Source organism: Claveliimonas monacensis (genome assembly GCF_014982975.1).
GTDB classification, from domain to species: domain Bacteria; phylum Bacillota; class Clostridia; order Lachnospirales; family Lachnospiraceae; genus Claveliimonas; species Claveliimonas monacensis.
The window spans coordinates 189,424-213,009 of record NZ_JADCKL010000003.1; the positions used below are offsets into that span (position 1 = coordinate 189,424).

Below are 23,586 nucleotides of genomic sequence, written 5' to 3' on the forward strand. Positions count from 1 at the left end.
GAAGAGTCCGGGAAAGTATAGATAAAAACAGATTGTGCGGCCGAATGTGTCAGTACGCCACTTTCTCTTCTTTTCTTTGCCCTTTATAATTTTATTAGAAAAAAGAGAATGAGGTGCAGAAGATATGGATGAGATGATCAGATTATACGGATACATGTGGAATGTAGAGGGGGTAGCGGAAAAGCTGTGCAAAGTAGTGGTAATTCTTTTGTTTGGAGTCTGGCTGTGTGCAGCAGCAGGAAGTCTGGAGGACTCCGGTGCAGATGCATTTGGATACAGCGTGTCTGGCGGTTTTGCGCAGAGCCGGACTGAAGCAGGAGGAGAGCTGGGAGTGGCTTTGCCGGAAGTTTCCAAAGGCATTTTTCCTGCTGTCCCTGCGCCCACCCCGGCTCCTGCCGCGGACATGGGAACACGGGAGGGGACGGCAGACATAGTGTCCACGGCTATACCGGTGATTGCCCCGGCAGAAAGCAGTGCCATCGCATCTGTGATCCCTGGTGGGGTGGATCTGGCGGAAGAGCAGGAAGAGGCCGGAGCCCTGCCGGCTATGCTGACCATTCACCTGTATGGAAATGGAGGCAGTCCGGCTGCGGTGACTGTCACAGAGCAGGCGAATGCCTTTTCAGCTGAGAACTGGAGTATTCCCCAGAGGCCTGGAAAGGTGTTTGACGGCTGGTATCTGGATGCGGCGTGTACCAGGCCTTTTGAAGGAGTGGAAGAGGGGACAGACGTTCTGGAACTGTACGCAGGCTGGAGAGAGTTGGAAGGATTTGTGTCTGATGATGCAGGACATATTCTTTCCTGCGCGCCAGATCTGGCCATAGTGGATGGGACTTTGGTTTTGCCCAGCAATTCTGCCTGTACGGGAATCGAGGCGGGAGCCCTTGCGGATGTGGCTGACCAGGTGGTGGAGATCTATATTCCTGCCAATATCCGGTATATTGCTCCGGGAGCTTTTGACGGTCTGCCGAATCTGATGTACATTGAAGCAGAGGCCGGAAATCTCAATTACTACAGTGCAAACGGAATTCTGTATACATCGGAAGGGGAGATTGCTGCCTGCCCGGCGTGGTATATGGAGGAGTAAACTGATGAGAAACAGAAAAAGGATGGATTCGGCCATCCTTTTTTCTGTGAAAGGGAAGAATAAGTATAAGTTATTGAAACCCGAATGTTTGTTCTGTACTTTGCTTTCGCATTCTGCTATAATAGCGGGAGAGAGAAAAAATGTCCACTATTATATAGGTATATTAGCCAAAGTGGGGAAAATAGAAGAAGATAAATTGTATAAAATAGAAGTTTGTCGTATTATAGCATCAGAAAATGATATCATTAAGCCAGAGATGGAGCAGGCAGTGTGGAATACAGTGATAACAGGAGAGAAAAGAAAGTGTTTTAAATAAATTGAATCATTTTTGCGATAAAGAAACAGCGAGATTATTGGAAGAAAACAATGGGCGTCCTGTTTACCCGCTTAAGGGAGTACCTGCAGACAAAATAGATTTTTACCAGAAAAGTATTTTGGCAAAATGTAAATTGATAAGACCGGCATATATGCCAATAGCGGAAGTGGTGGATTATGAAAATAAAAAGTTTATAGTTCTGTGGTGTCCGGGAGGAGACAGTAGACCATATTCCTCACCTAAGACAATGGTGAAAGATAACAAAGAGCGTATTCATTATATCCGAAAAATGTCGAATACAGTGGAGCCGTCAGATGATGAAGAAAAAGACTTATTTAATCTTGCTAACAGGATACCTTTCGATGATCGTGTAAATCATCAGGCAGATATTTCTGATTTGAACATTACACTTATCCAAAACTATTTAAAAGAAGTAAAAAGTTCTTTGTACGAAAAGTCAAAGACAGGGGACTTTGTTGAAGTGTGTAATGATATGAACATAATCTGTAATCTTCCGGAATATGCGAAACCTAAAAATGTAGGGCTGATGTTTTTTAGTATGGAGCCGGATAAGTTTTTCCCTTACACGCAGATAGATGTTGTTCAATTTCCTGAAGGGCTAGGAGGAGATAATATTATAGAACAGACATTTAAAGGCCCCATTCATCAGCAACTTAGGGAAGCATTGCGGTATATCATCGAGCTTATGATGAGCGTGAACCAATAGAAGTGAGAGTGGGAAATGATAAAATAGAAATTGTGAGTTTTCCCGGACCTGACCGATCTGTAACATTGGAAGGACTGAAGTCATACCATGTATCCAACCGGCGGTACAGAAATCGGAGAATTGGTGATTTCCTGAAAGAGCTTCATTTGACAGAGGGAAGAAATACCGGATTTAAGAAAATATTGTATGCGTTAGAAGCGAATGGTTCGCCTAAACCTGAATTTGAGACAGATGAGGCGAGAAGTTATTTTATTTCCAGATTCTATATCCACGAGGGATTCCAGGAGGTGCCCCAAAAAGAGCCGAAAAGGAGCCGAAAAGGAGCTGAAAAAGGGTGCTGGAAGAAAACGGGCAATACTAAAACTTTTGTCAGAGAATCCAACAATGACCCAAACAGAGCTTACAGAAGAATTAGAATTAACCAGAAAGCAGATTCAAACGGACATTAAGGAATTGAAGAATGAAGGTACTCTAGTACGGAAAGGTTCTAATAGAAATGGCTATTGGATTGTAAATAGAGTGGATTAATCATTTATAAATAGAGGTTATTTTTATCATGGATCATTTCGAATTAATATCAGAATACAAACCCACCGGCGACCAGCCCCAGGCGATCGCCGACCTAGTCAGAGGTTTTAAGGAAGGCAACCAGTGCCAGACTCTTCTGGGTGTCACTGGTTCAGGAAAAACCTTTACGATGGCAAATGTCATCCAGCAACTAAATAAACCTACACTGATCATCGCGCACAATAAGACCCTGGCGGCACAGCTCTATGGCGAGTTCAAGGAATTTTTCCCGAACAACGCCGTAGAATATTTCGTCTCCTAGTGTGCCGGAGGCGGAAAATGAGGTGTGTTTAGTGTCTTTTCGTGCTGTTTAGTCCAGATTTTGTGGACAGAATGATACTAAACGGACTGGGTGATACCAGGCGGATAAAATGATTTTGTGACTTTTTGCAGGAAAAATTCGTAATGAGATTGCAGTAGCATAGAACTGCTAATTGCGTAATATAATACAAGTACATAGTATAGCGATTGAAATACAAAAAAGTCTGATTTACTTTTTTGAGTTTTTGCGGTACTATGTATAGCAGTAAATGCTTGCCGTCTGTTATACGACGGGGTACAAGAAGTATAACAAGTTTTTTGCCACTTGCCGATGGTGTGGGATATAAATGATTCGGTATGTAAACAAGTATGGACTGCTGCTTGACATTTTTATTAGACGCTGTGTATAATAAAGATACAAAGAAGAGTGGTCCTGCTTAGTGGACGATTCAAAAAGGTGTTTCCCTACCAAGTGGGGTATAATAGTCGGAACGGCGACTTTAAATCCGTTTCCATCGGTCGGGATGAAGACCTAAAACTCATTCCCATTACAGAGTAAACTGCTAAAAATCAGAAAAAGGATGGCTGCGGTCATCCTTTTTTCTTTGAAAGGAAAGTACAATGTCTGAAAAAAGCTTTAAAGAACGTGTTCGAGAGGAAATGATAAATGCTGCTATACAATATAAACAGGTTTATGTGGATTATGAATACTTAATTTGCTCAGAAGCATTTGTTGAACAGGATTTTTATATCGTGGCAGGGAGAGAAGATAACTTTCAACATTTAACAGGGGTTAATTCAACTCTTAGTCCTAAAGAATTTTATTTTAAATGCCTACAAGGAGTTCTGGAGGAATCTGATTTTGACTTTGCCAAAAGCGGACAAGATGAGAAAATGGTAAAAGGTACTGTGAGAAGGAAAATACAAATTCTTCCGAATATGATGGAGCTCTTTAAAGCAGGAGTAAAAACGGAAGAAAAATTCAAAAAGAACAAAGTCTCCTGTTCGTTTGCAACTGCTGATGGGATGTGTACGTTAGGATTTTCAGAATCTAAAAAAGCAAGACCGAAAACATTATTAAAGGGAAATGAGTTAAACAATCCCAAACCCGTAGAACTGATTTTGAGGAAAAAAGCAGGAACGAAATTATTTGATGAGATTGTCCTGGGAAATGTGGAGACCATTCAAAAATATAGAGAAAAAATACAACAACTACTGAGTGAAGAATTGTTAAAGGATTAGAATGGTGTAACGGATCCGAGAAATAGGGTATCCGGGACATAGAGAACCTAGAATATCAGACGCTTTTGGAGCTTCGAAATCTGTGCTTTTATTCCTGGAAGAAGATCGCCATGGAAATGGATTATGAACTGCGGTATATGCACAAGCTGCACCGGAAGGCTTTGGAGCAGTGTACGGCTTTTATACTGGCAGGGGAAGAATAGGGGAAAAGCGCATTTCCGGGGCGGAGATGCGCCTTTAAAGACATTTTTTAAATTTCTTCGATGTACTCTCTAAAAATATCCATAATAAAATCTGCACTTGCAGGTGTATAGTTTGGTGATTGGGCTAATAAGGCAAAGTCAAAATCCCCAGAAAACTGTACGTCTTTCACTGTTGGGATAATTGTCATCGGAACCTCGGGCTCTTTTATTCCGGCATCCAGATATTTTTTCTTGTCATCAACAGAGTCATTGTAGCTAGGAAAGTCCATATTAGGGTTATAGACAAGTTGAATGGGATTTTTTACAGGATCATCCCAGATGCCATTTTCATGTAAATCTTTTAAAATATCCCATAGGTAATCATTTTTATCGCCATTAGGATTGGCACAATATGTGAGCTTAGAAATCCAACGGTATGCAATAGCAAAGAGCAGATAATCTCCGATACCTTCTTGACTCATTTTCCCGAAACGATCTATATATTGATTATGTTGTGGTCGGTCTTCAACAGGATATTGTAATAAGGTATTTAAAATATACTTCCAAGAGGAGTAGCCTAATCCTAAATCAGCATGGGAATCTATATGGACAACTTCAAAAGGAGTAATCAATTTTCCTTTTTTTATTAGTTCTTTCCAGAAGGTAATGGCCTCATTATGACCTACAATAATTCGTCCATTTATTTTATTGCTTTTGGATAATCCGAGGTTCTTTTCAAAAAAATAACGGATTCGTTTATTATCCCATACTTCATGTGCATAGTCTTGTTCAGGAAGGCGATATATTTGCGATTCTCCAATACCAGAAGGAACACATTCTAAGAAATAATCCATATCTAAATCTAAAACTCTCATTGCGTATCCTCATTATATGTGTAATAGTTGCGAATTTCTTCTAAAGACAATTCCTCAAATAAAAGATGTTTTAAGTGCTTTTCCTGGGTTGACAGATACTGTTCGCGTTCTTTTATGAAATCGTCTCTTAGTTTCCCTAATGTGGCAAGTATTACGGTTGCTTCTTCCTTGCTACTATAACTAATCCCCATTTGCCGTAAATTTACAATACTTTTTTTGGCATAACGATATAAAGCAACATACGCTAATTTTAAAGGATGCTTGTCATTATGTTTAAGTCTATTATCGATTCTGAATAATCTTGCTAACTCAAAAAATGAGGCATCTATTTGCTTTTCAAGTTCAGTTAAATCTATAACAAAAGCAGGGGGATTTTCTACATTCTTCCCAATTATCAAACCAAATGTTTGAGGATCACAGGATGTGGTAAATGCATCCATTGTTGTTTGAAGCTTGGATAGCCTATTGGATTCATATTCAATGATTTTGTTTACAATATTTAATTCGTTTGCCCGTAGACTGATTTTTTCTAATCGATCCTGAGCAATATCATTTTCTTCTTTTTGTTTTGCCATATCGCAAGAAATCCAAGAGTAACGGTGCTTGCATAAGCAAGAAGATCTCCTGCATCCCACTTTGCCGTTAAAAAGTCATTTGGAGCTTGAAAGGAAAATAAAAAGTGGATGATGAGGGTAAATAGTACGCTTGCAGATATCCAACAACCGATCCAGTGTTTGGAAATAAAATTTTTAAAGTTTTTCATAACTTACAATCTATCCTTTGCTATATTTTTAATACAAATAGTAAAAAGACCTCTTATACTCATTTTTATCATATCGCAAAATGTTTTTATTGTACACGACATTTATTTGAAAAGAGGACACTAAAAGACATAGAAAGACACTATGGAAAGATGAAGCTTTAGTCTGATTAGCAGATCAGTTGATTTTTATGTCCGAAAAATATATTTTTCGTGTAACAGAAAGCGGGAAAAAATAATACGGAACAACCTATAAAAGCAGAATTGACACCAGATATAATATAAGATAGAATAATGGGGAACATTTGTTCTCAAAACAACGTTAATGGTTTTGCGACAAAATACGTGCTCGTTGAGATGTACTTATATTTTAGTGGTTGCTTACACGAAAAATTCGTGTAAATAACGCTTAAAAACTCAGAATATAATCAGGAGAACAAGTTATGAGTGAAGAAAAAATATTTAAATTGGAGGCCCCGTATCAGCCTACCGGCGACCAGCCGCAGGCGATCGAGGCGCTTGTAAAAGGGTTCCGGGAAGGCAATCAATGCCAGACTTTACTGGGGGTTACGGGTTCCGGGAAGACTTTCACCATGGCCAACGTAATCCAGGCATTGAACAAGCCGACGCTGGTCATCGCCCACAATAAAACACTGGCCGCTCAGTTGTACGGAGAATTCAAGGAGATGTTCCCTGATAACGCAGTGGAGTATTTTGTCTCCTACTACGACTACTACCAGCCGGAGGCCTACGTCCCCTCATCGGACACCTACATCGCCAAGGACTCCTCCATCAACGAGGAGATCGATAAGCTGCGGCTGTCGGCCACCGCTTCCCTGGTGGAGAGAAAAGACGTGATCGTGGTGGCCAGCGTGTCCTGTATCTACGGCCTGGGCGAGCCTCAGAACTTTGAGAAGATGATGGTTTCCCTGCGGCCGGGAATGGAGAAGGATCGGGATGAGGTGCTGCGGCAGCTCATTGATATCCAATACGAGAGGAATGAGATGGATTTCAAGAGAGGTACGTTCCGGGTGCGGGGCGACGTGCTGGAGATCATTCCGGCCAACGAGGCGGATACAGCTGTGAGGGTGGAATTCTTTGGAGATGAGATTGACCGCATCACTCAGATCGACGTGCTCACAGGAGAGATCAAAGGGGAGCTGGAGCATGTGGCCATCTTTCCGGCGTCCCACTATGTAGTGCCGGCGGAGCAGATCCGGCGGGCTGCGGATGCCATTGAAAAAGAGCTGGAAGAACGAGTTCAGTATTTTAAGAGCGAGGACAAGCTGCTGGAGGCTCAGAGGATCGCGGAGAGGACCAATTTTGATGTGGAGATGCTCAAGGAGACAGGATTTTGCTCCGGTATCGAGAACTATTCCAGGCATCTGTCCGGGCTGGCACCGGGACAGCCGCCCTACACACTGATGGATTTCTTTAAAGATGATTTCCTGATCATCATCGACGAGTCCCACAAGACCATTCCCCAGATCGGGGCCATGTATCACGGCGATCAGTCCAGGAAGCGGACCCTTGTGGAGTACGGGTTCCGTCTTCCTTCAGCGCTGGACAACAGGCCTTTAAGTTTTAATGAGTTTGAGGAGCGGATCGACCAGATCATGTTCGTGTCTGCCACACCGGGAGAGTACGAGGCAGACCATGAGCTTCTGCGGGCGGAACAGGTGATCCGTCCTACCGGGCTGCTGGATCCTGAGGTGGAAGTGCGCCCTGTGGAAGGCCAGATTGATGACCTGGTGGCTGAGGTTAAGAAAGAAATTGAGAAAAAGAACAAGATCCTGATCACCACGCTGACTAAACGGATGGCGGAGGATCTGACGGACTATATGAAAGAGCTGGGGATACGGGTGCGGTATCTCCATTCAGATATTGACACGCTGGAGAGAACAGAGATTGTTCGGGATATGCGTCTGGATGTCTTTGACGTGCTTGTGGGCATCAATCTTCTGAGAGAAGGACTGGACATACCGGAGATCACACTGGTTGCAATCCTGGATGCGGACAAAGAAGGCTTCCTTCGATCCGAGACATCTCTCATTCAGACCATCGGGCGGGCTGCCAGAAATGCGCAGGGCCATGTGATCATGTATGCAGACACGATCACAGACTCGATGCGCCAGGCCATGGATGAGACCCAGAGAAGGCGCCAGATCCAGATGGCTTACAACGAAGAACACGGCATTACGCCTACTACCATCCAGAAATCAGTTCGGGATCTGATCAGCATCTCAAAGAAGGTAGCGGCAGAGGAGATGCGCATGGAGAAAGATCCGGAGTCCATGAGCAGGAAAGAACTGGAGAAGCTGATCAAAGAGCTGGAAAAGCAGATGCGCAGGGCAGCCGCGGATCTGAATTTCGAGGCGGCAGCAGAGCTGCGTGACAAGATGACTGAGCTGAAAAAGCAGCTTCAGGATATGGACGATGAATAAAAGTATGTATAAAATATCGCCTGTGAGCAGAGCATAAGATAAGGAGAAACAATATGGCAGCAAAAAGCGGCACAAAGTATATTAAGATCAGAGGTGCCAATGAGCACAATCTGAAAAATATAAATCTGGATATCCCCAGAGATGAGCTGGTGGTGCTGACAGGACTTTCCGGGTCGGGTAAATCTTCTCTGGCCTTTGACACCATCTACGCAGAGGGGCAGAGAAGGTACATGGAATCGTTGTCTTCCTATGCGAGACAATTCCTGGGGCAGATGGAAAAGCCGAATGTGGAGAGTATAGAAGGACTTCCCCCGGCTATTTCCATTGACCAGAAGTCCACAAACAGGAATCCCAGATCTACGGTAGGGACAGTGACAGAAATCTATGACTATTTCCGCCTTCTCTATGCCAGAGTGGGCATTCCCCACTGTCCTAAGTGCGGCAGGGAGATCCGGAAACAGACAGTGGACCAGATGGTGGACCAGATCATGGAATTGCCGGAGCGGACAAAGATCCAGCTCCTGGCGCCGGTGGTGCGAGGCCGCAAGGGAACTCATGCAAAACTCTTTGAGAGGGCCAAGAAAAGCGGCTATGTGCGCGTCCGGGTGGACGGTAATATGTACGAACTATCGGAAGACATTGTCCTGGATAAGAATATCAAGCACAATATAGAAATTATTGTGGACAGGCTGGTGGTCAAACCGGGGATCGAGAAGCGCCTCACAGACTCTGTGGAGAGCGTGCTGCACCTGGCAGAAGGACTTCTCGTGGTGGACGTGATCGGCGGGGAACCTATGAATTTCAGCCAGAGCTTTTCCTGCCCGGACTGCGGGATCAGCATTGACGAGATCGAGCCCCGCAGCTTTTCCTTCAACAACCCATTCGGCGCCTGCCCGGAGTGCTATGGCCTGGGCTACAAGATGGAATTTGACGAGGATCTGATGATCCCGGATAAGTCGCTGAGCATTGACCAGGGGGCTATTGCGGTGCTGGGGTGGCAGTCCTGCACGGACAAAGGAAGCTATACACGGGCCATTCTGGAAGCCCTGGCCAAAGAGTACAAATTCTCATTGAGTACGCCCTTTAAAGATTATCCCAAGAAAATACATGATATCCTCATCTACGGAACCAATGGAAAAGAAGTGAAAGTGCACTACAGGGGACAGAGAGGGGAAGGGATTTATGATGTGGCTTTTGAGGGACTGGTCAAAAGCGTGGAGCGCCGGTACAGAGAGACAGGGTCCGAGGTGACCAAGGCAGAGTATGAGACATTTATGCGCATCACTCCCTGTCACGAGTGCGGCGGCCAGAGACTGAAGAAGTCATCGCTGGCAGTGACAGTGGGAGGAATGAATATTGCGGAGATTACAGCCCTCTCTGTGGAAAAGCTGCAGGAATTCCTGCAAAACCTGGAGCTTACAAAGCAGCAGATGCTGATCGGCGGACAGATTTTGAAGGAAATCCGTGCAAGGATCCAGTTTCTCATGGACGTGGGACTGGATTATCTGACTCTGGCGAGGGCCACGGGCTCTCTCTCCGGCGGGGAGGCCCAGCGGATCCGCCTGGCCACCCAGATCGGTTCCGGTTTGGTGGGTGTGGCCTATATCCTGGACGAGCCCAGCATCGGGCTTCACCAGAGGGACAACGACAAGCTGCTGGCCACATTGAAGCACTTGCGGGATCTGGGAAATTCCGTGATCGTGGTGGAACACGATGAGGACACCATGATGGAGGCGGACTATATCGTGGACATCGGTCCCGGTGCAGGGGAGCACGGCGGCCAGGTGGTAGCCCAGGGTACGGCCCAGGAGATCATGAAGAATAAAAAATCTATTACCGGCGCATATTTAAGTGGTAGAACGAAAATCCCTGTTCCCACAGAGAGAAAGAAACCGACAGGGTGGATCAAAGTATTGGGCGCCCAGGAGAATAACCTGAAGAATATAGATGTGGATATTCCGCTTGGCGTTATGACCTGCGTGACAGGAGTGTCCGGTTCCGGCAAAAGTTCCCTTGTCAATGAGATCGTGTACAAGCGGCTGGCCAGAGAGCTGAACCGTGCCAGGACGATCCCCGGGAAGCACAAGGACATCCTTGGGATGGAGCAGCTGGACAAGGTGATCGATATTGACCAGTCACCCATCGGGCGGACACCCAGGTCCAATCCGGCCACCTACACGGGTGTGTTTGATCTGATAAGGGATCTCTTTGCAGCCACGCCGGATGCAAAGGCGCGGGGATATAAGAAGGGAAGATTCAGTTTCAATGTGAAAGGCGGACGGTGCGAGGCCTGCAGCGGGGACGGTATTTTAAAGATAGAGATGCATTTCCTTCCAGATGTATATGTGCCCTGCGAGGTCTGCGGCGGAAAGCGGTACAACAGGGAGACGCTGGAAGTGCTCTACAAGGGAAAGAGCATCTACGACGTGCTGAATATGACGGTGGAGGAGGCTCTGGAGTTCTTTGAGCCGGTGCCCAGCATCCGAAGAAAAATGGAGACCCTCTACGATGTGGGGCTTTCCTACATTCGTCTGGGACAGCCCTCCACCACTCTCTCCGGCGGGGAGGCCCAGCGGATCAAGCTGGCCACGGAGCTGAGCAAGAGAAGTACGGGAAAGACCATCTACATTCTGGATGAGCCGACCACCGGACTTCATTTTGCCGACGTGCACAAGCTGACAGAGATCCTGCGCCGACTTGCGTCGGATGGAAATACAGTCCTTGTCATTGAACATAACCTGGACGTGATCAAAACGGCAGACTATATTATCGATATCGGACCTGAGGGAGGAGATCGGGGCGGTACTGTGGTGGCCTGCGGGACTCCGGAGGAGATCGCGGCGAATCCTGCATCTTATACAGGAAAGTATATTGACATGATGCTGAAGCGATAGCCGGCCGGAAAAGGGAAAGAAAGACATAAGAAAGTTTTAAGAAAAAATACTTTCCATTTTCAGGAAAGTTTATTATAATGTTATGTGCATGCAGGAGCATGTGTAATCCGCGAAAACACGGTGAATCTGACGAAAGATGACAAATAATATAAATGACATAAACAGCTCGTGTGAAAGGAGACATTGCGCATGTCAGTAGATATCGGAATTGATTTGGGTACAGCAAGCGTCCTTGTGTACATTAAGGGAAAGGGCGTTATATTAAAAGAACCTTCTGTGGTGGCCTTTGACAGGGATACTAATGCTATCAAGGCCATCGGCGAGGAGGCAAGACTCATGCTGGGAAGGACCCCGGGCAATATTGTGGCAGTGCGTCCTCTGCGCCAGGGGGTTATTTCTGACTATACAGTGACAGAAAAGATGATCAAATATTTTGTGCAGAAAGCGATGGGGCGCCGCACATTTAAAAAACCCAGGATCAGCATCTGCGTTCCAAGCGGTGTAACGGAGGTCGAGAGAAAAGCCGTGGAGGAGGCTACTTATGCGGCCGGCGCGCGGGAGGTTCTGCTCATTGAGGAGCCGGTGGCGGCAGCCATCGGGGCGGGCATCGACATCTCCAAGCCCTGCGGAAACATGATCGTGGACATTGGCGGCGGCACATCCGACATAGCGGTGATCTCCCTTGGAGGTACAGTTGTCAATACATCCATCAAGATTGCGGGAGATGACTTTGATGAGGCCATTGTCCGCTATATGAGGAAAAAGCATAATCTGCTCATCGGAGAGCGGACGGCGGAAGATATCAAGATCAAGATCGGGACGACCTATCCTCTTGTGGAGGAGGAGTCCATGGAAGTGCGCGGGCGCAATCTTGTGACCGGCCTTCCCAAGACAGTCACTGTCACATCCTCTGAGACGGAGGAGGCTCTCCGGGAGACAACCAGTCAGATCGTGGAAGCTGTGATCGGTGTGCTTGAGAGAACACCGCCGGAGCTCTCTGCGGACATCCTGGACCGGGGGATCGTGCTTACCGGCGGCGGCGCTATGTTGCGAGGGCTGGAGGAGCTGATCGAGGAGCGGACAGGTATCAATACAATGACAGCCGAAGATCCCATGAAAGTGGTTGCCATTGGAACGGGACAGTTTGTAGAGTTTATGAGCAATCGGAAAGAGATTTAGAGACAGTCTGCCGCCGGAATGATTTCCGGCGGCAATTTTCATTACAAAGAGGATCTATATTTACATGGAAGAAGTAAAAGGATATGTGGAGCACATTATCTTTCGCAACGAAGATAATGGATATACTGTGTTTAATCTGAATAACGAGGACGGGGAGCTGACCTGCGTGGGTACGTTCCACTACATCAGCGAGGGAGAGCTGCTGAAACTGACAGGAGAATATGTGACCCACTCCCTGTACGGGGTCCAGCTCCATGTGCAGACTTCAGAGGTGTGCGAGCCGGAGGATCTGGTCTCCATAGAAAGATATCTGGGATCAGGGGTAGTCAAAGGGCTGGGAGCAGCTCTGGCAGGCCGTATTGTCCGCCGGTTTAAGGAGGATACGTTCCGGATCATCGAGGAGGAGCCGGAGCGCCTGGCAGAGGTCAAGGGGATCAGCGAGCGGAAAGCCCGTGAGATAGCGGAGCAGATCGAAGAGAAGAAGGATATGAGAAGAGCCATGATCTACCTGCAGAAATATGGGATCAGCACCACGCTGGCTGCAAAGATCTATGACTATTACGGAAACAGGATGTACCAGGTCATGGAAGAAAATCCTTACCAGATGGCAGATGACATCAGCGGGGTCGGCTTTAAGACAGCGGATGAGATCGCAAGAAAGATCGGCATCCACGCCGACTCTGACTATCGGATACGCAGCGGCATTTTTTACACGCTCCTCCAGAGCGTGGGCGAAGGACATATTTATCTTCTGGAGGGACCGCTCCTTCAGAAGGCAGGAGAGCTTCTGGGAGTGGAGATCCAGCATATTGAAAAATATCTCATGGATCTTGCCATGGAGAGAAAAGTAGTCCTCAAAGAGGGGGGCGACGGAAAGCGGGTCTATGCGTCCAACTATTATTATTTGGAGCTGAACACAGCAAAAATGCTCCATGACCTGAATCTTGCCGCGAAAGCAGACAGAGAGGATGTGGCAAAAAGGCTGGCATCCATCGAGAAACAGATGGATATGCCTCTGGATGAAAGACAGCGCCAGGCAGTGGCAGAGGCGGTGGGAAGAGGCGTGATGATCCTGACCGGAGGCCCGGGAACCGGAAAGACCACCACCATCAATGCTATGATCCAGTATTTTGACAGCCAGGACATGGATATACGGCTGGCTGCGCCCACCGGGCGGGCGGCAAAGAGGATGACAGAGGCTACAGGATGGGAGGCCCAGACGATCCACCGGCTGCTGGAAGTAAGTGGCAACCCGGAGGAAGAGGGGGCCGGGACAGGATTTCAGAGAAATATGGAAAATCCGCTGGAGGCCGACGTTATTATCATCGATGAAATGTCCATGGTGGACCTGCCTTTGATGCATGCGCTCCTGTGCGCCGTGTGCCCGGGAACGCGGCTGATCCTGGTGGGGGATGTGAACCAGCTGCCCTCCGTGGGACCGGGGAGCGTGCTGAAAGACATGATCGCCTCGAAAGCCTTTGCCGTGGTGGAGCTGACCAGGATCTTCCGACAGGCCGGGGAGAGCGATATCGTGGTAAATGCCCACAAGATCAACCGGGGAGAGCAGGTGGTGTTAGACAACAAGAGCCGGGATTTCTTTTTCCTCAAGCGGCAGGACGCCAATACCATCATCAGCGTGACTCTCACGCTGATCCAGAAAAAGCTCCCCAAATATGTGGGTGCCTCCACATATGATATCCAGGTGCTGACGCCCATGAGAAAAGGACTGCTTGGGGTGGAGAGGCTGAATAAGATCCTGCAGGAATACTTAAATCCGCCGGATCCGTCCAAGGCAGAGAAGGAGTATGGAGAAAAGAAATTCCGGGTGGGCGACAAGGTGATGCAGATCAAAAACAATTACCAGCTGGAGTGGGAGATCTCTACCAGGTACGGTATGACCATTGACAAGGGCGTGGGGGTTTTCAACGGGGATATGGGGATCGTGAAGGCTATCAACAGCTACGAGGAGACACTGGCCGTTGAGTATGATGAGCACAGAGTGGTGACATATCCTTTCCAGATGCTGGATGAGCTGGAACTGGCCTACGCCATCACGATACATAAATCCCAGGGAAGCGAATATCCGGCTGCGGTCATCCCTCTTCTTTCCGGCCCCAGGCAGCTGTACAACAGGAACCTGCTTTACACGGCGGTGACAAGGGCCAGGAAGTGTGTGACCATTGTGGGGAGTGAGACGGTATTCCAGAGCATGATACAAAACGACAGTGAACAGGACCGGAATACCAGCCTGGATGAGAGAATACGGGAGTTTTGCCAAGATATATGTTAAATGAATCAGCTTATCAGGAAGGCAGGAGAGGCTGCGCTTCGTCTCCTGTACCCAAACACCTGCCCCTTATGCGGGCGGGTGACAGAGCGGGAAGTCTGCCCGGACTGTGCCCGGGAAGTGCGTCCCCTCCGGGAGCCACTCTGCAAAAAGTGTGGGAAACCTATTGGCAGTGACCAGGAGGAATTCTGCAGGGACTGTAGCTGTACGCGCCACTATTTTGATGAAGGGCGTGCTCTCTGGCTGCACCGGAAGCAGGCGGCCTGGTCTATCTACCAGTTTAAATTTCACAATCGGCGGATTTACGCAGGGTTCTATGCCTCTGAGATGGCTCGGATCTATGAAGGCTATATCAGAAAAAGAGACATTTCCCTGATCGTTCCGATCCCGCTTGGGCGAAAGAAACGAAGGAGCCGGGGATTTAACCAGGCAGAGATCCTTGCGGAGAAACTGTCAGGGAAACTGCAGATTCCTCTGGACGCAGACCATCTGGTAAGATGGCGGGATACAAGGCCGCAGAAGAGCCTGGATCCGACGGTCAGAAGAGAGAATGTGCGGGGGATTTTCCAGTGGACAGGACGTTCCCTTGCGGGGCAGAAGGTCCTCCTTATAGATGACATATATACCACCGGGAGTACCCTGGATAGTGCGTCCCGGACACTGAAAAAAGCGGGGGCTGAAAAAGTTTACTTTTTAACTATAAGTATTGGACAAGGATACTGATATTTGTTATACTGAAAATAATGATTAAAACCAGAAAATTTACACTTTGAGGTGCATTATGTTAGATAAACGAAAAATCAGGCTGATGACCAAACTTGCCCTCTACGAGCAGAACGAGGGCAGGGAGGATATGAAGATCAGCGCCTACTATAAAAAAGATTATGTGAGCATGAAAATGATTGCCACATTTATCTGGACGACGATCGGATACGGCTGTGCCATGCTCCTGGTCCTTGGCTGGGGAATGACAGGCTGGATGGAGAAACTGACGCTGGCTCTGATCATTATGCTTGTGGCGGTGATCCTCCTCGGCTATCTTGCCCTCCTGATCATTACATTTATCATCACCAGCAGGATATCCAACAGGAAACACAGAGATGCGAGAATGCGGATGAAAAGATATAACCACGGTTTACTACAGCTGATGAAAATGTACGAAAAGGAGAATAAATAGCGATGGATAATTTATATGTCATAAAGGGCCAGATCCAGCAGGTATATGCAAAATATTCAAAGTTTATAGACAAAGGTGTCCAGTTCATACTGGCTCTGGCTGTATTTTACATGATCAACCACGACCTTGGCTTTATGAGCCTTCTGTCCAATCCACTGATCACGGTGGGGCTGGCGGTCATCTGTGCGTTCCTTCCCATGATCGTCACAGTGCTTGCGGCGGCTGTTTTGATCCTTGTGCAGATGGCGGCTGTGTCTTTAGGAATCATGGCTGTCACGGCAGTGGTGTTCGTTATTATGTTTGTATTCTATGTCCGGTTCAGCCCGAAGACTGCGGTCGTGATCCTTCTGATGCCTCTGGCATTCATGTTCCACATTCCTTATGTGATCCCTGTGGCGTTTGGCCTGGTGGGAACACCGGCCAGTGTGGTGCCTGTCATCTGCGGTACGGTCGTGTACTATATGATCGATTATGTGAAGACCTCCGCATCTGCCCTTGAGAGCGGCGGTGCGGAAGGCATGATCAGCCAGGTGATGACGTATCTGCAGCAGGTGTTCCAGAACAGGGAGATGATCGTCATGATCCTTGCCTTTGTCATTGTTCTCTTCCTGGTGTACCAGATTCGCAGGATGTCTGTCAGCCATGCATGGAAGAGCGCATCGGCAGCCGGGGCTGTCGCGGGCATCGTTATCGTAGCTGCGGGCAGTGCTGTGCTGGATGTAAAAGTCTCCTATCCGGAACTGATCCTTGGAAATGTGGCGGCAGTGATCGTGGGACTGATCCTTGAACTTTTGTTCTTTGCTGTGGACTATTCTCGGACGGAGAGTGTCCAGTATGAAGATGATGAATATTATTACTACGTGAAAGCGGTGCCGAAGATCGTGGTCGCCGCACCGGAGAAGACGGTGAAGCGCATCAACCGGCGCGCGGAGAACCAGGAGACGGAGATCATCAATACAGATGAGATCCGCAGAAAGAGCGCTGAGAGCGCCGGGGCAAAAGAGGAAGGCGAAAAGAAGCCTAATAAAACCGGCTCATCCGTCAGATCCCGTTCTCCCCGGAAAAAAGAAAGCCGGATCACCGGTAATATGGATCAGCTCCTTCTCACAAGAAGCCTGCAGAAGGAACTTCATCTGGACGAAGAGGAGCGGAATGATTAAAGACGGGAAGTGAACGCATGGAAGCAAGAATTACGCAATTCTTTGAAAGATATATAAGAAACGCCTACTTTCCGGAAATGCATCTGACAGATATCGTCGAGATACTGATCATTGCATTTCTGGTATATCAGCTTATGATATGGATCAAGAACACAAAGGCCTGGATGCTGCTCAAGGGTATCCTGGTTCTTGGTGTGTTCATTTTCCTGGCGTATCTTTTTCAGATGCACACTATACTGTGGATCGTGCGAAACTCTCTGACAGTTCTTGCCACGGCTCTGATTGTTGTGTTCCAGCCTGAGCTGCGGCGCGCCCTGGAGAAGTTGGGAGAGAGAAAATATATCAGTGTGGTGATGCCTTTTGACAGCACAAAGGACAAAGGACGCTTCAGCGAGGACACTGTTGACGGTATCATTGATGCTTCCTATATTATGGGTAAGGCCAAAACAGGGGCTCTGATCGTTGTAGAGCAGGCGATCAGGCTGACAGAGTATGAGAGCACGGGTATTCAGCTGGACTGTATCGTGTCCAGCCAGGTGCTTATCAACATTTTTGAGCACAACACACCTCTGCACGACGGCGCAATTATTATTCGGAATGACAGGATCGTCTCTGCCACATGTTATCTTCCTCTGTCCGATAACATGGGGCTTAGCAAGGAGCTGGGAACAAGACACAGAGCGGCAGTGGGGCTCAGCGAAGTCAGCGACGCCCTTGTCATCGTCGTGTCTGAGGAGACAGGATATGTATCTGTGGCGCAGGGCGGCGTTCTGGACCGGAATATTTCCCGGGAAAAGCTCAGAGAATATCTGGAAGACATCCAGAACAAGCGCAGAGACTCACACGGCATATTAGCAAAATGGAAAGGAAGGCTGAGTCATGAAAAAAAGTCTGACAAATAATATTGGCCTGAAGCTCCTTGCGTTTTTATTCGCTTTTATGCTGTGGCTGCTTGTGGTGAACATAGATGATCCGGTGGACACGAAGACTTTCGATAGTATCCCCGTCACCATTGAACATGCGGAAGTGGTGACTCAGGATCAGAGATCCTATCAGGTGCTGGATGGAACAGACACAGTCAGCGTGACTGTGTCTGCCACAAGGTCTGTATTGGAGAAGATCAGCGCGGAGAATATCGTGGCTACCGCTGACATGCGGGAATTGTATCTGGAGTCCCAGATCCCCATAGAGATCACGATACCTGGCTATGAATTTGAAAGTGCAACTGCAAACCCAAGAAATGTCCAGGTGAAGATCGAGCAGAATAAGAGTGATACCTTCCCCATTACGGTGACAACAACAGGAACTGTGCGGGACGGATATGTCCTCGGTAATGTGCAGGCAGATCCGGAGCGCGTCACAGTCAACGGACCGGAGTCTGTGATCGACAGGATCAGCAAAGTGGTGGCGCAGGTCAATGTATCCGGCCTCTCGGAAGACTCCTCTATAGATGCTGTGCTGACCTATTATGATTCGGATAACAACGAGATCAGTGCAGAGCAGCTGGCCAACAATCTGGGAACAACAGGTGTGAAAGTCAATGTGACGCTGTATCACACAGCCCGGATACCGGTGACTGTAGATACATCAGGCGTCACAGCGGCGGACGGATACTCTATTTCTGAAGTGACATGGACTCCAGAGGAGATCCAGCTGGCAGGCGAGGAGGAGGTGCTGGATGCACTGGAAAGCATCCGCATACCTGCCGATGCCGTAGACATCACGTCTATCTCCCAAAGGACAGAGCAGACTGTGGACATTACACCTTATCTGCCGGAGGGTACAAGACTGGTAGATGAGAACGGCAACAACATACTGGTGACAGCCCGGGTCGCACGGGAAGGCACGAAAAGCTTTGACATTCCGGTGGGCTCTATAACTGTCGACAATCTGAGCGATAGCCTGACTGTTTCCGGGTATGGGAGCGGGGACGACCTGGAGGTTCACATAGGAGGCCCCCAGGAGCAGCTGAACAGTCTGCAGCTCAGTGATCTGGCCGTTAGTATAGATCTGAAAGACTGCACAAAGGCGGGGGATTATGAAGTGCCTGTGACGATCACTCTTCCGTCGGATGCTGCTGACTGCACAGTGGAAACATCCGTGACAGTGACAGTCACTCTTCAGGAGAGAACAACAGCGGCAGACAATACTGCCGAAGAAGATACGGACAATGAATCATCAGGAGGTTAAAGTATTATGGTAAGTAAAAAGGTGGTCATTAACAATCCAACGGGGCTGCATCTTCGCCCGGCTGGGATCTTCTGCAACACGGCGGTACAATTCGATTCCAAGGTTACATTTCAGCATGATACGACTACTTCCAACGCCAAGAGTGTACTCAGCGTGCTTGGCGCCTGCATCAAGAAGGGCGATGAGATCGAGCTCATCTGCGAAGGGCCTGATGAGGAGGAAGCTCTGGCTGCTATGGTGAAAGCGATTGAGGACGGGCTGGGAGAGTAAGGGAATATGAAAAAGAAACAGGAAATACTGTATTGTCTTCCTTTTGTTCTGCTGCTTCTGGCAGAATTGATAATTCATTGGAAAATAGATCTGAATGTAATAGGGGGAGATGATACAGTATTTCTCGCCTATTCACAGGAAGAAGGATTTTCACTTTTGCCCTGGCTTGCGGAAAGATACATGACCTGGTCATCACGCACGGCGGTAGAGGCAGTGCTGATGGTAATGGTGACTCTTCCGGCAGTTGTCTGGCGCATTGCGGATTCTTTTGTGGTAGTTATTGGAGCGGCGGCGCTGACCAGACTCCTGGAGAAGAGAGAGTACAGAGAATATTACAGCTTTTTTATTTCGTTGATGTTTCTGGCCTTGCCATACAGCTATATGTCACTGGCGGGATGGATTGCCACTTCTATGAATTACATGTGGCCGCTGGCATTTGGTCTGGTGGCTGTCTACCCCATCAGGAAATCCATTGATGGGGGAAAGATTCGGATCATAGAGGGGATCGTCTATACAGTCTGTCTGATTTTTGCGGGAAGTTCAGAGCAAATGGTATTTGTGGTGGCAGCATCCTATGGATGTTATGGACTTTACCTGATATGGAATGGGAAAGGTCGGCTGATCCTGAAAGAGTACCGGTATATTCTGATGCAGTTCCTTCTCTCGGTGCTGTGCCTTTTATATATTTTACTGAGCCCGGGCAATGGAATCAGAAGTGCGTCTGAAACAGCAAAATGGCTTCCTGAATTTGCGTCATACTCCATTCTGAAAAAAATAGAACTTGGAGTTTCGGTGACAATTAAGTCGATCTTTGTTCAGGAAAATACAGGCTTTCTTGTTATGACATTCTTGCTGGCTGTACTGATCTGGCAGACTCACAAAAAGTGGACATACCGTGTGCTGGCAGTTATTCCTGCCTGCGTGATGCTGATCTTTACTGAAGTGAGAAGGCTTCTTGGAAGTGATCATCCTTTTTTGAATCTGAGCACTGTGGAAGGCCTGGGGCTGATCCTTGTGTGTGGCATAGTCCTTCTCTGCTTTTTGATTCTGTTTGGAAAAGATATACGGTTCCTGCTTGTGTCGGGGATTTATCTGGCGGCACTGGCGACGAAGGCTGTCATCGGTTTTTCGCCGACTATTCATACATCAGGAGAACGTACGTCGTGGGTGATGGATGTGCTCTTCCTGGGATGTGTGGCGGTGCTTTTGTCCAAATGGAACTTTAAGAACAAACAGGCAACGGTGCTGTTAGTCCTGGCTTTGATCTATCTGTGCTCTGCGGGGATCATACTGAATTATAATTCATTATTATAAAAAAGAGGGTTGAGGAATGGAAATTCCTTAACCCTTTTTAACTGCTTCGACATTCGTTTCCTGAACAATATAGATGGGTCTGCGCTTGACTTCCAGGTAGGCTTTTGACAAGTACTGGCCAAGAATACCGATACTGAAAAGCTGAAGACCGCCTATGAAAAACATAACACACATTGTGGAAGGGTATCCGGCCACCGGTTCACCAAACACAAGCGTTTTCCATATGATGATCAGGATTAAAACAAATGCAATGAATAAGAACAGCATTCCAAAAGCTGAGGCAATGGAGAGGGGAGTGGTGGAAAAAGCTGCGATCCCGTCCAGAGAGTACAGAAACAGCTTCCAGAATGACCACTTTGTGGAGCCGGCAACTCGCTCTACATTTTCGTATTCCAGCCATTTTGTTCGAAAGCCGACCCAGCCAAAGATCCCCTTTGAGAAACGGTTGTACTCACGCAGGGAGAGGATGGAGTCCGCCATCTGGCGCGTCATGAGACGGAAATCTCGGGCTCCATCTACGACATCAATGTTGGATATTTTGTTTATAATGCGGTAAAAACAGCGGGCAAAGAAAGAGCGGATGGGAGGTTCACCCTTCCGGGTCACCCTCCTCGTACCGATGCAGTCATATTCTCCGCTCTGGATCAGCTCGTACATCTGCAGGAGCAAGGCGGGCGGATCCTGCAGGTCGGCATCGATGAGTGATATGTAATCGCCGGAAGCATTTTCCAGACCGGCATAGATGGCGCTCTCCTTGCCGAAATTACGTGAAAAAGAGATATATTTTACCCTTGGATCTCTGGAAGCCATCTCTCTGAGGATGTCAAGGGTATGATCTTTTGAACCATCGTTGACAAATAAAAATTCGAAATCTACGTTGTATTGTTCCTTCATTTCTGCGGCTACTTTGCAGATCTCTTTATTAAAAAAAGGAAGTGCCTCCTGCTCGTTGTAGCAGGGGACAATAAGAGAAAGAAGCTCTGACATATCCTGCGTTCCTTTCTGTAGAGTTCTGGTTGATTATAAATAGTATCATACTATGTTTCCGATAAGATGACAAGATGCTTGAACTTGAGTTTCCGCAGAATTATCCCCCTAAGATAAATCTGCTGAGTTTTGTTATCCACAACTTTCAAAAAATGGCCAAAATATAAGGAATCCTGTTCCTTTTTGATGTAAAATTAAGCTGTCAAACAAAAACCTTACTAAACAAAAAGAAAGGGGATTCCTTATGGCTAATTCTACATCAATTACTTACCGTTTGAAAAGAAAAATTTTGACTTTTACAAATAAAATCTCCCGCAGACTTTCGAAACCAGACCGGAAGTTCACAACAGATATGGTTTATGGCATTCTGGCATCCAGAAGCTGCCTGCTCACTGATATTTCCGACCAGCTTCATGAAACGACACAGAAGGCGAATACTGTAAAACGGCTTTCCAATCATCTTTCAGAAGGAACGCCGGCTTCTGCGGCTGCTTCTTATCTCCACACCGTAAAGAGACTCGTTCCCTCTGAACCAGTGGTCCTCATTGATGAAAGTGATATCGTAAAACCAGATGGAAAACAGTTTGAAGCTCTTGGTATCGTTCGCGATGGTTCTGAAAGTACACAGACGAAAAGTGTTTATAAAAAAGGATACCATGTAACAGAGGCCTGTGCCCTGACTGCCAGCAAGCATCCTGTCAGTGTTTTTTCCATGATCCATTCTTCTGCTGAGAAGGACTATAAATCTGTAAATACCATCACGTTTGATGCGATCAAACAAGCGGCTGCTCTTTTCGGAAAGGCAACCTTTGTTATGGACCGCGGTTATGATGACAATAAGATATTTCTCATCCTCGACCGTCTGAAGCAGGATTACGTGATCCGCCTGAAAGCCAACCGGAAACTTCTTTATCACAACAAATGGACAAAGGCAACCGAACTGCGGAATCGGAGGAAAGGAAAAGTAAAAGCAAATGTTTTCTATAAGGGAAAAGAGCATACCGCATATCTTTCCCACGTAAAAGTTCAGATCACTGCCTCCCGGAAGAATATTTATCTGGTCCTGGTCTATGGGATCACGGAACATCCCATGATGCTGGCTACAAACAAAGAGATCCGTTCAAAGGATGATGTGATCCGTATTGCCAGAACCTACTTTTCCAGATGGCGGATCGAGGAATATTTTCGTTGTAAAAAGCAGACCTATCAGTTTGAAAACTTCCGTGTAAGAAAACTGGAAGCCATTAATGCGCTTAACTTTTATATTACTTTAGCTATGGCATTTTTAGCTCAGGAAGAATTAAGTCCTGAGACAAACGCCCTGAAAGTTTCAATCATACAGGAAGCAGATCCAATCAAGGATAAAGTCAGTTTCTGCTATTATCGGCTGGCAAAAGGCATCTCCGGCATACTGTCATATGCCAAAGAGGGCATCCGGCTCTGGTACCGGACAAAGCGTCCGGCGTACCGTCAACTCTGCCTTAAGCTAACCGCTTGAATAGATAAAAGAATATGCCTCCCCAAGCCCGGTTCCGGCGGGGCTTATAAAAGTGCCTCTATTCTCGGTGCTGCCATTCTGAATTTTTCAAAAAGCGGCAGATTGGTACTTGGAGAAGACATATCTATTTTTTCAATGTAATTTGTGGAAACTCAAGGCTTGAAAAATC

General features: G+C 47.2%; 22 protein-coding genes and 1 pseudogene. 19 read left to right on the top strand and 4 right to left on the bottom strand.

Annotated features, from left to right (window positions below):
* Positions 1-124 precede the first annotated feature (124 nt).
* The 7 genes and pseudogenes from INF30_RS06540 to INF30_RS06570 all read left to right on the top strand — a co-directional run bounded on the left by INF30_RS06540 (position 125) and on the right by INF30_RS06570 (position 4,200).
* Positions 125-1,087, top strand: a complete 963-nt coding sequence (locus tag INF30_RS06540) for an InlB B-repeat-containing protein (RefSeq protein WP_226394621.1) — start codon at positions 125-127, stop codon at positions 1,085-1,087.
* A 4-nt stretch (positions 1,088-1,091) separates the two neighbouring features.
* Positions 1,092-1,403: a hypothetical protein gene (locus INF30_RS06545; protein ID WP_226394622.1), complete on the top strand. Its 312-nt coding sequence runs from the start codon at positions 1,092-1,094 to the stop codon at positions 1,401-1,403.
* A 37-nt stretch (positions 1,404-1,440) separates the two neighbouring features.
* Complete coding sequence (locus INF30_RS06550) at positions 1,441-2,130, top strand: AlbA family DNA-binding domain-containing protein (protein ID WP_226394623.1); 690 nt, start codon at positions 1,441-1,443, stop codon at positions 2,128-2,130.
* Positions 2,131-2,138: 8 nt separating this feature from the next.
* Entirely contained in the window at positions 2,139-2,579 is a 441-nt protein-coding gene (locus INF30_RS06555) for an ATP-binding protein (protein WP_226394624.1), read from the top strand.
* Positions 2,515-2,658 carry an HTH domain-containing protein gene (locus tag INF30_RS14900; RefSeq protein WP_083582479.1) on the top strand — a complete coding sequence of 48 codons (144 nt, stop codon included), beginning with the start codon at positions 2,515-2,517 and terminating at the stop codon, positions 2,656-2,658. Before INF30_RS06555 ends, INF30_RS14900 begins: the two co-directional genes overlap by 65 nt.
* A 28-nt stretch (positions 2,659-2,686) precedes the next feature.
* Positions 2,687-2,956, top strand: a pseudogene (locus INF30_RS06565) (DEAD/DEAH box helicase family protein); the annotation flags it as partial.
* Positions 2,957-3,579: 623 nt separating this feature from the next.
* The gene (locus INF30_RS06570; RefSeq protein ID WP_226394625.1) at positions 3,580-4,200 is read left to right on the top strand and encodes a PBECR4 domain-containing protein; all 621 of its coding nucleotides are present in this window, start codon (positions 3,580-3,582) and stop codon (positions 4,198-4,200) included.
* A gap of 250 nt (positions 4,201-4,450) precedes the next feature.
* Here INF30_RS06570 and INF30_RS06575 read toward each other — a convergent pair whose 3' ends face one another.
* Genes INF30_RS06575 through INF30_RS06585 form a run of 3 tightly spaced genes read right to left on the bottom strand, consistent with a single transcriptional unit; the run spans position 4,451 to position 6,020 of the window.
* Entirely contained in the window at positions 4,451-5,257 is an 807-nt protein-coding gene (locus INF30_RS06575; protein WP_226394626.1) for a peptide arginase family protein, read from the bottom strand.
* Complete coding sequence (locus INF30_RS06580) at positions 5,254-5,832, bottom strand: hypothetical protein (RefSeq protein WP_226394627.1); 579 nt, start codon at positions 5,830-5,832, stop codon at positions 5,254-5,256. The genes INF30_RS06575 and INF30_RS06580 overlap by 4 nt, the downstream gene beginning before the upstream one ends.
* Entirely contained in the window at positions 5,787-6,020 is a 234-nt protein-coding gene (locus tag INF30_RS06585) for a hypothetical protein (RefSeq protein WP_226394628.1), read from the bottom strand. Before INF30_RS06585 ends, INF30_RS06580 begins: the two co-directional genes overlap by 46 nt.
* A 440-nt stretch (positions 6,021-6,460) precedes the next feature.
* On the opposite strand from INF30_RS06585, the gene uvrB reads away from it, so the two are divergent.
* The 11 genes from uvrB (at position 6,461) to INF30_RS06640 (ending at position 20,932) form a co-directional block, all read left to right on the top strand.
* Positions 6,461-8,461: an excinuclease ABC subunit UvrB gene (uvrB, locus tag INF30_RS06590; protein WP_226394629.1), complete on the top strand. Its 2,001-nt coding sequence runs from the start codon at positions 6,461-6,463 to the stop codon at positions 8,459-8,461.
* Between the two features lie 53 nt (positions 8,462-8,514).
* Complete coding sequence (gene uvrA / locus INF30_RS06595; RefSeq protein ID WP_226394630.1) at positions 8,515-11,355, top strand: excinuclease ABC subunit UvrA; 2,841 nt, start codon at positions 8,515-8,517, stop codon at positions 11,353-11,355.
* 189 nt (positions 11,356-11,544) lie between these two features.
* Complete coding sequence (gene mreB / locus INF30_RS06600; RefSeq protein ID WP_076776924.1) at positions 11,545-12,534, top strand: rod shape-determining protein; 990 nt, start codon at positions 11,545-11,547, stop codon at positions 12,532-12,534.
* Positions 12,535-12,598: 64 nt separating this feature from the next.
* Complete coding sequence (gene recD2 / locus INF30_RS06605; RefSeq protein ID WP_226394631.1) at positions 12,599-14,824, top strand: SF1B family DNA helicase RecD2; 2,226 nt, start codon at positions 12,599-12,601, stop codon at positions 14,822-14,824.
* Positions 14,825-15,544, top strand: a complete 720-nt coding sequence (locus INF30_RS06610) for a ComF family protein (RefSeq protein WP_226394632.1) — start codon at positions 14,825-14,827, stop codon at positions 15,542-15,544. It abuts the gene before it with no gap.
* Positions 15,545-15,602: 58 nt separating this feature from the next.
* Entirely contained in the window at positions 15,603-15,998 is a 396-nt protein-coding gene (locus tag INF30_RS06615) for a hypothetical protein (protein ID WP_226394633.1), read from the top strand.
* Between the two features lie 2 nt (positions 15,999-16,000).
* The gene (locus INF30_RS06620; RefSeq protein ID WP_226394634.1) at positions 16,001-17,158 is read left to right on the top strand and encodes a hypothetical protein; all 1,158 of its coding nucleotides are present in this window, start codon (positions 16,001-16,003) and stop codon (positions 17,156-17,158) included.
* A gap of 17 nt (positions 17,159-17,175) precedes the next feature.
* Positions 17,176-18,060: a diadenylate cyclase CdaA gene (cdaA, locus tag INF30_RS06625; RefSeq protein ID WP_076776932.1), complete on the top strand. Its 885-nt coding sequence runs from the start codon at positions 17,176-17,178 to the stop codon at positions 18,058-18,060.
* The gene (locus INF30_RS06630) at positions 18,038-19,348 is read left to right on the top strand and encodes a CdaR family protein (protein WP_226394635.1); all 1,311 of its coding nucleotides are present in this window, start codon (positions 18,038-18,040) and stop codon (positions 19,346-19,348) included. The genes cdaA and INF30_RS06630 overlap by 23 nt, the downstream gene beginning before the upstream one ends.
* Before the next feature lie 6 nt (positions 19,349-19,354).
* Positions 19,355-19,618 (top strand): HPr family phosphocarrier protein, encoded by a 264-nt coding sequence (locus INF30_RS06635; RefSeq protein ID WP_226394636.1) that lies wholly within the window; start codon positions 19,355-19,357, stop codon positions 19,616-19,618.
* Positions 19,619-19,798: 180 nt separating this feature from the next.
* Positions 19,799-20,932: a DUF6056 family protein gene (locus INF30_RS06640; RefSeq protein WP_226394637.1), complete on the top strand. Its 1,134-nt coding sequence runs from the start codon at positions 19,799-19,801 to the stop codon at positions 20,930-20,932.
* 27 nt (positions 20,933-20,959) lie between these two features.
* Here INF30_RS06640 and INF30_RS06645 read toward each other — a convergent pair whose 3' ends face one another.
* Complete coding sequence (locus INF30_RS06645) at positions 20,960-21,919, bottom strand: glycosyltransferase family 2 protein (RefSeq protein ID WP_226394638.1); 960 nt, start codon at positions 21,917-21,919, stop codon at positions 20,960-20,962.
* A 352-nt stretch (positions 21,920-22,271) separates the two neighbouring features.
* On the opposite strand from INF30_RS06645, the gene INF30_RS06650 reads away from it, so the two are divergent.
* Positions 22,272-23,417: a transposase gene (locus INF30_RS06650; RefSeq protein WP_226394639.1), complete on the top strand. Its 1,146-nt coding sequence runs from the start codon at positions 22,272-22,274 to the stop codon at positions 23,415-23,417.
* The last annotated feature ends 169 nt before the right edge of the window (positions 23,418-23,586 follow it).

What these genes read in the sequence shown, in the direction of transcription:
- INF30_RS06540 (WP_226394621.1), top strand. Translation starts at nt 125, where the DNA reads ATGGATGAGATGATCAGATTATACGGATACATGTGGAATGTAGAGGGG.
- INF30_RS06545 (WP_226394622.1), top strand. Translation starts at nt 1,092, where the DNA reads ATGAGAAACAGAAAAAGGATGGATTCGGCCATCCTTTTTTCTGTGAAA.
- INF30_RS14900 (WP_083582479.1), top strand. Translation starts at nt 2,515, where the DNA reads ATGACCCAAACAGAGCTTACAGAAGAATTAGAATTAACCAGAAAGCAG.
- INF30_RS06570 (WP_226394625.1), top strand. Translation starts at nt 3,580, where the DNA reads ATGTCTGAAAAAAGCTTTAAAGAACGTGTTCGAGAGGAAATGATAAAT.
- INF30_RS06575 (WP_226394626.1), bottom strand. Translation starts at nt 5,257, where the DNA reads ATGAGAGTTTTAGATTTAGATATGGATTATTTCTTAGAATGTGTTCCT.
- INF30_RS06580 (WP_226394627.1), bottom strand. Translation starts at nt 5,832, where the DNA reads ATGGCAAAACAAAAAGAAGAAAATGATATTGCTCAGGATCGATTAGAA.
- INF30_RS06585 (WP_226394628.1), bottom strand. Translation starts at nt 6,020, where the DNA reads ATGAAAAACTTTAAAAATTTTATTTCCAAACACTGGATCGGTTGTTGG.
- uvrB (WP_226394629.1), top strand. Translation starts at nt 6,461, where the DNA reads ATGAGTGAAGAAAAAATATTTAAATTGGAGGCCCCGTATCAGCCTACC.
- uvrA (WP_226394630.1), top strand. Translation starts at nt 8,515, where the DNA reads ATGGCAGCAAAAAGCGGCACAAAGTATATTAAGATCAGAGGTGCCAAT.
- mreB (WP_076776924.1), top strand. Translation starts at nt 11,545, where the DNA reads ATGTCAGTAGATATCGGAATTGATTTGGGTACAGCAAGCGTCCTTGTG.
- recD2 (WP_226394631.1), top strand. Translation starts at nt 12,599, where the DNA reads ATGGAAGAAGTAAAAGGATATGTGGAGCACATTATCTTTCGCAACGAA.
- INF30_RS06610 (WP_226394632.1), top strand. Translation starts at nt 14,825, where the DNA reads ATGAATCAGCTTATCAGGAAGGCAGGAGAGGCTGCGCTTCGTCTCCTG.
- INF30_RS06615 (WP_226394633.1), top strand. Translation starts at nt 15,603, where the DNA reads ATGTTAGATAAACGAAAAATCAGGCTGATGACCAAACTTGCCCTCTAC.
- INF30_RS06620 (WP_226394634.1), top strand. Translation starts at nt 16,001, where the DNA reads ATGGATAATTTATATGTCATAAAGGGCCAGATCCAGCAGGTATATGCA.
- cdaA (WP_076776932.1), top strand. Translation starts at nt 17,176, where the DNA reads ATGGAAGCAAGAATTACGCAATTCTTTGAAAGATATATAAGAAACGCC.
- INF30_RS06630 (WP_226394635.1), top strand. Translation starts at nt 18,038, where the DNA reads ATGAAAAAAAGTCTGACAAATAATATTGGCCTGAAGCTCCTTGCGTTT.
- INF30_RS06635 (WP_226394636.1), top strand. Translation starts at nt 19,355, where the DNA reads ATGGTAAGTAAAAAGGTGGTCATTAACAATCCAACGGGGCTGCATCTT.
- INF30_RS06640 (WP_226394637.1), top strand. Translation starts at nt 19,799, where the DNA reads ATGACCTGGTCATCACGCACGGCGGTAGAGGCAGTGCTGATGGTAATG.
- INF30_RS06645 (WP_226394638.1), bottom strand. Translation starts at nt 21,919, where the DNA reads ATGTCAGAGCTTCTTTCTCTTATTGTCCCCTGCTACAACGAGCAGGAG.
- INF30_RS06650 (WP_226394639.1), top strand. Translation starts at nt 22,272, where the DNA reads ATGGTTTATGGCATTCTGGCATCCAGAAGCTGCCTGCTCACTGATATT.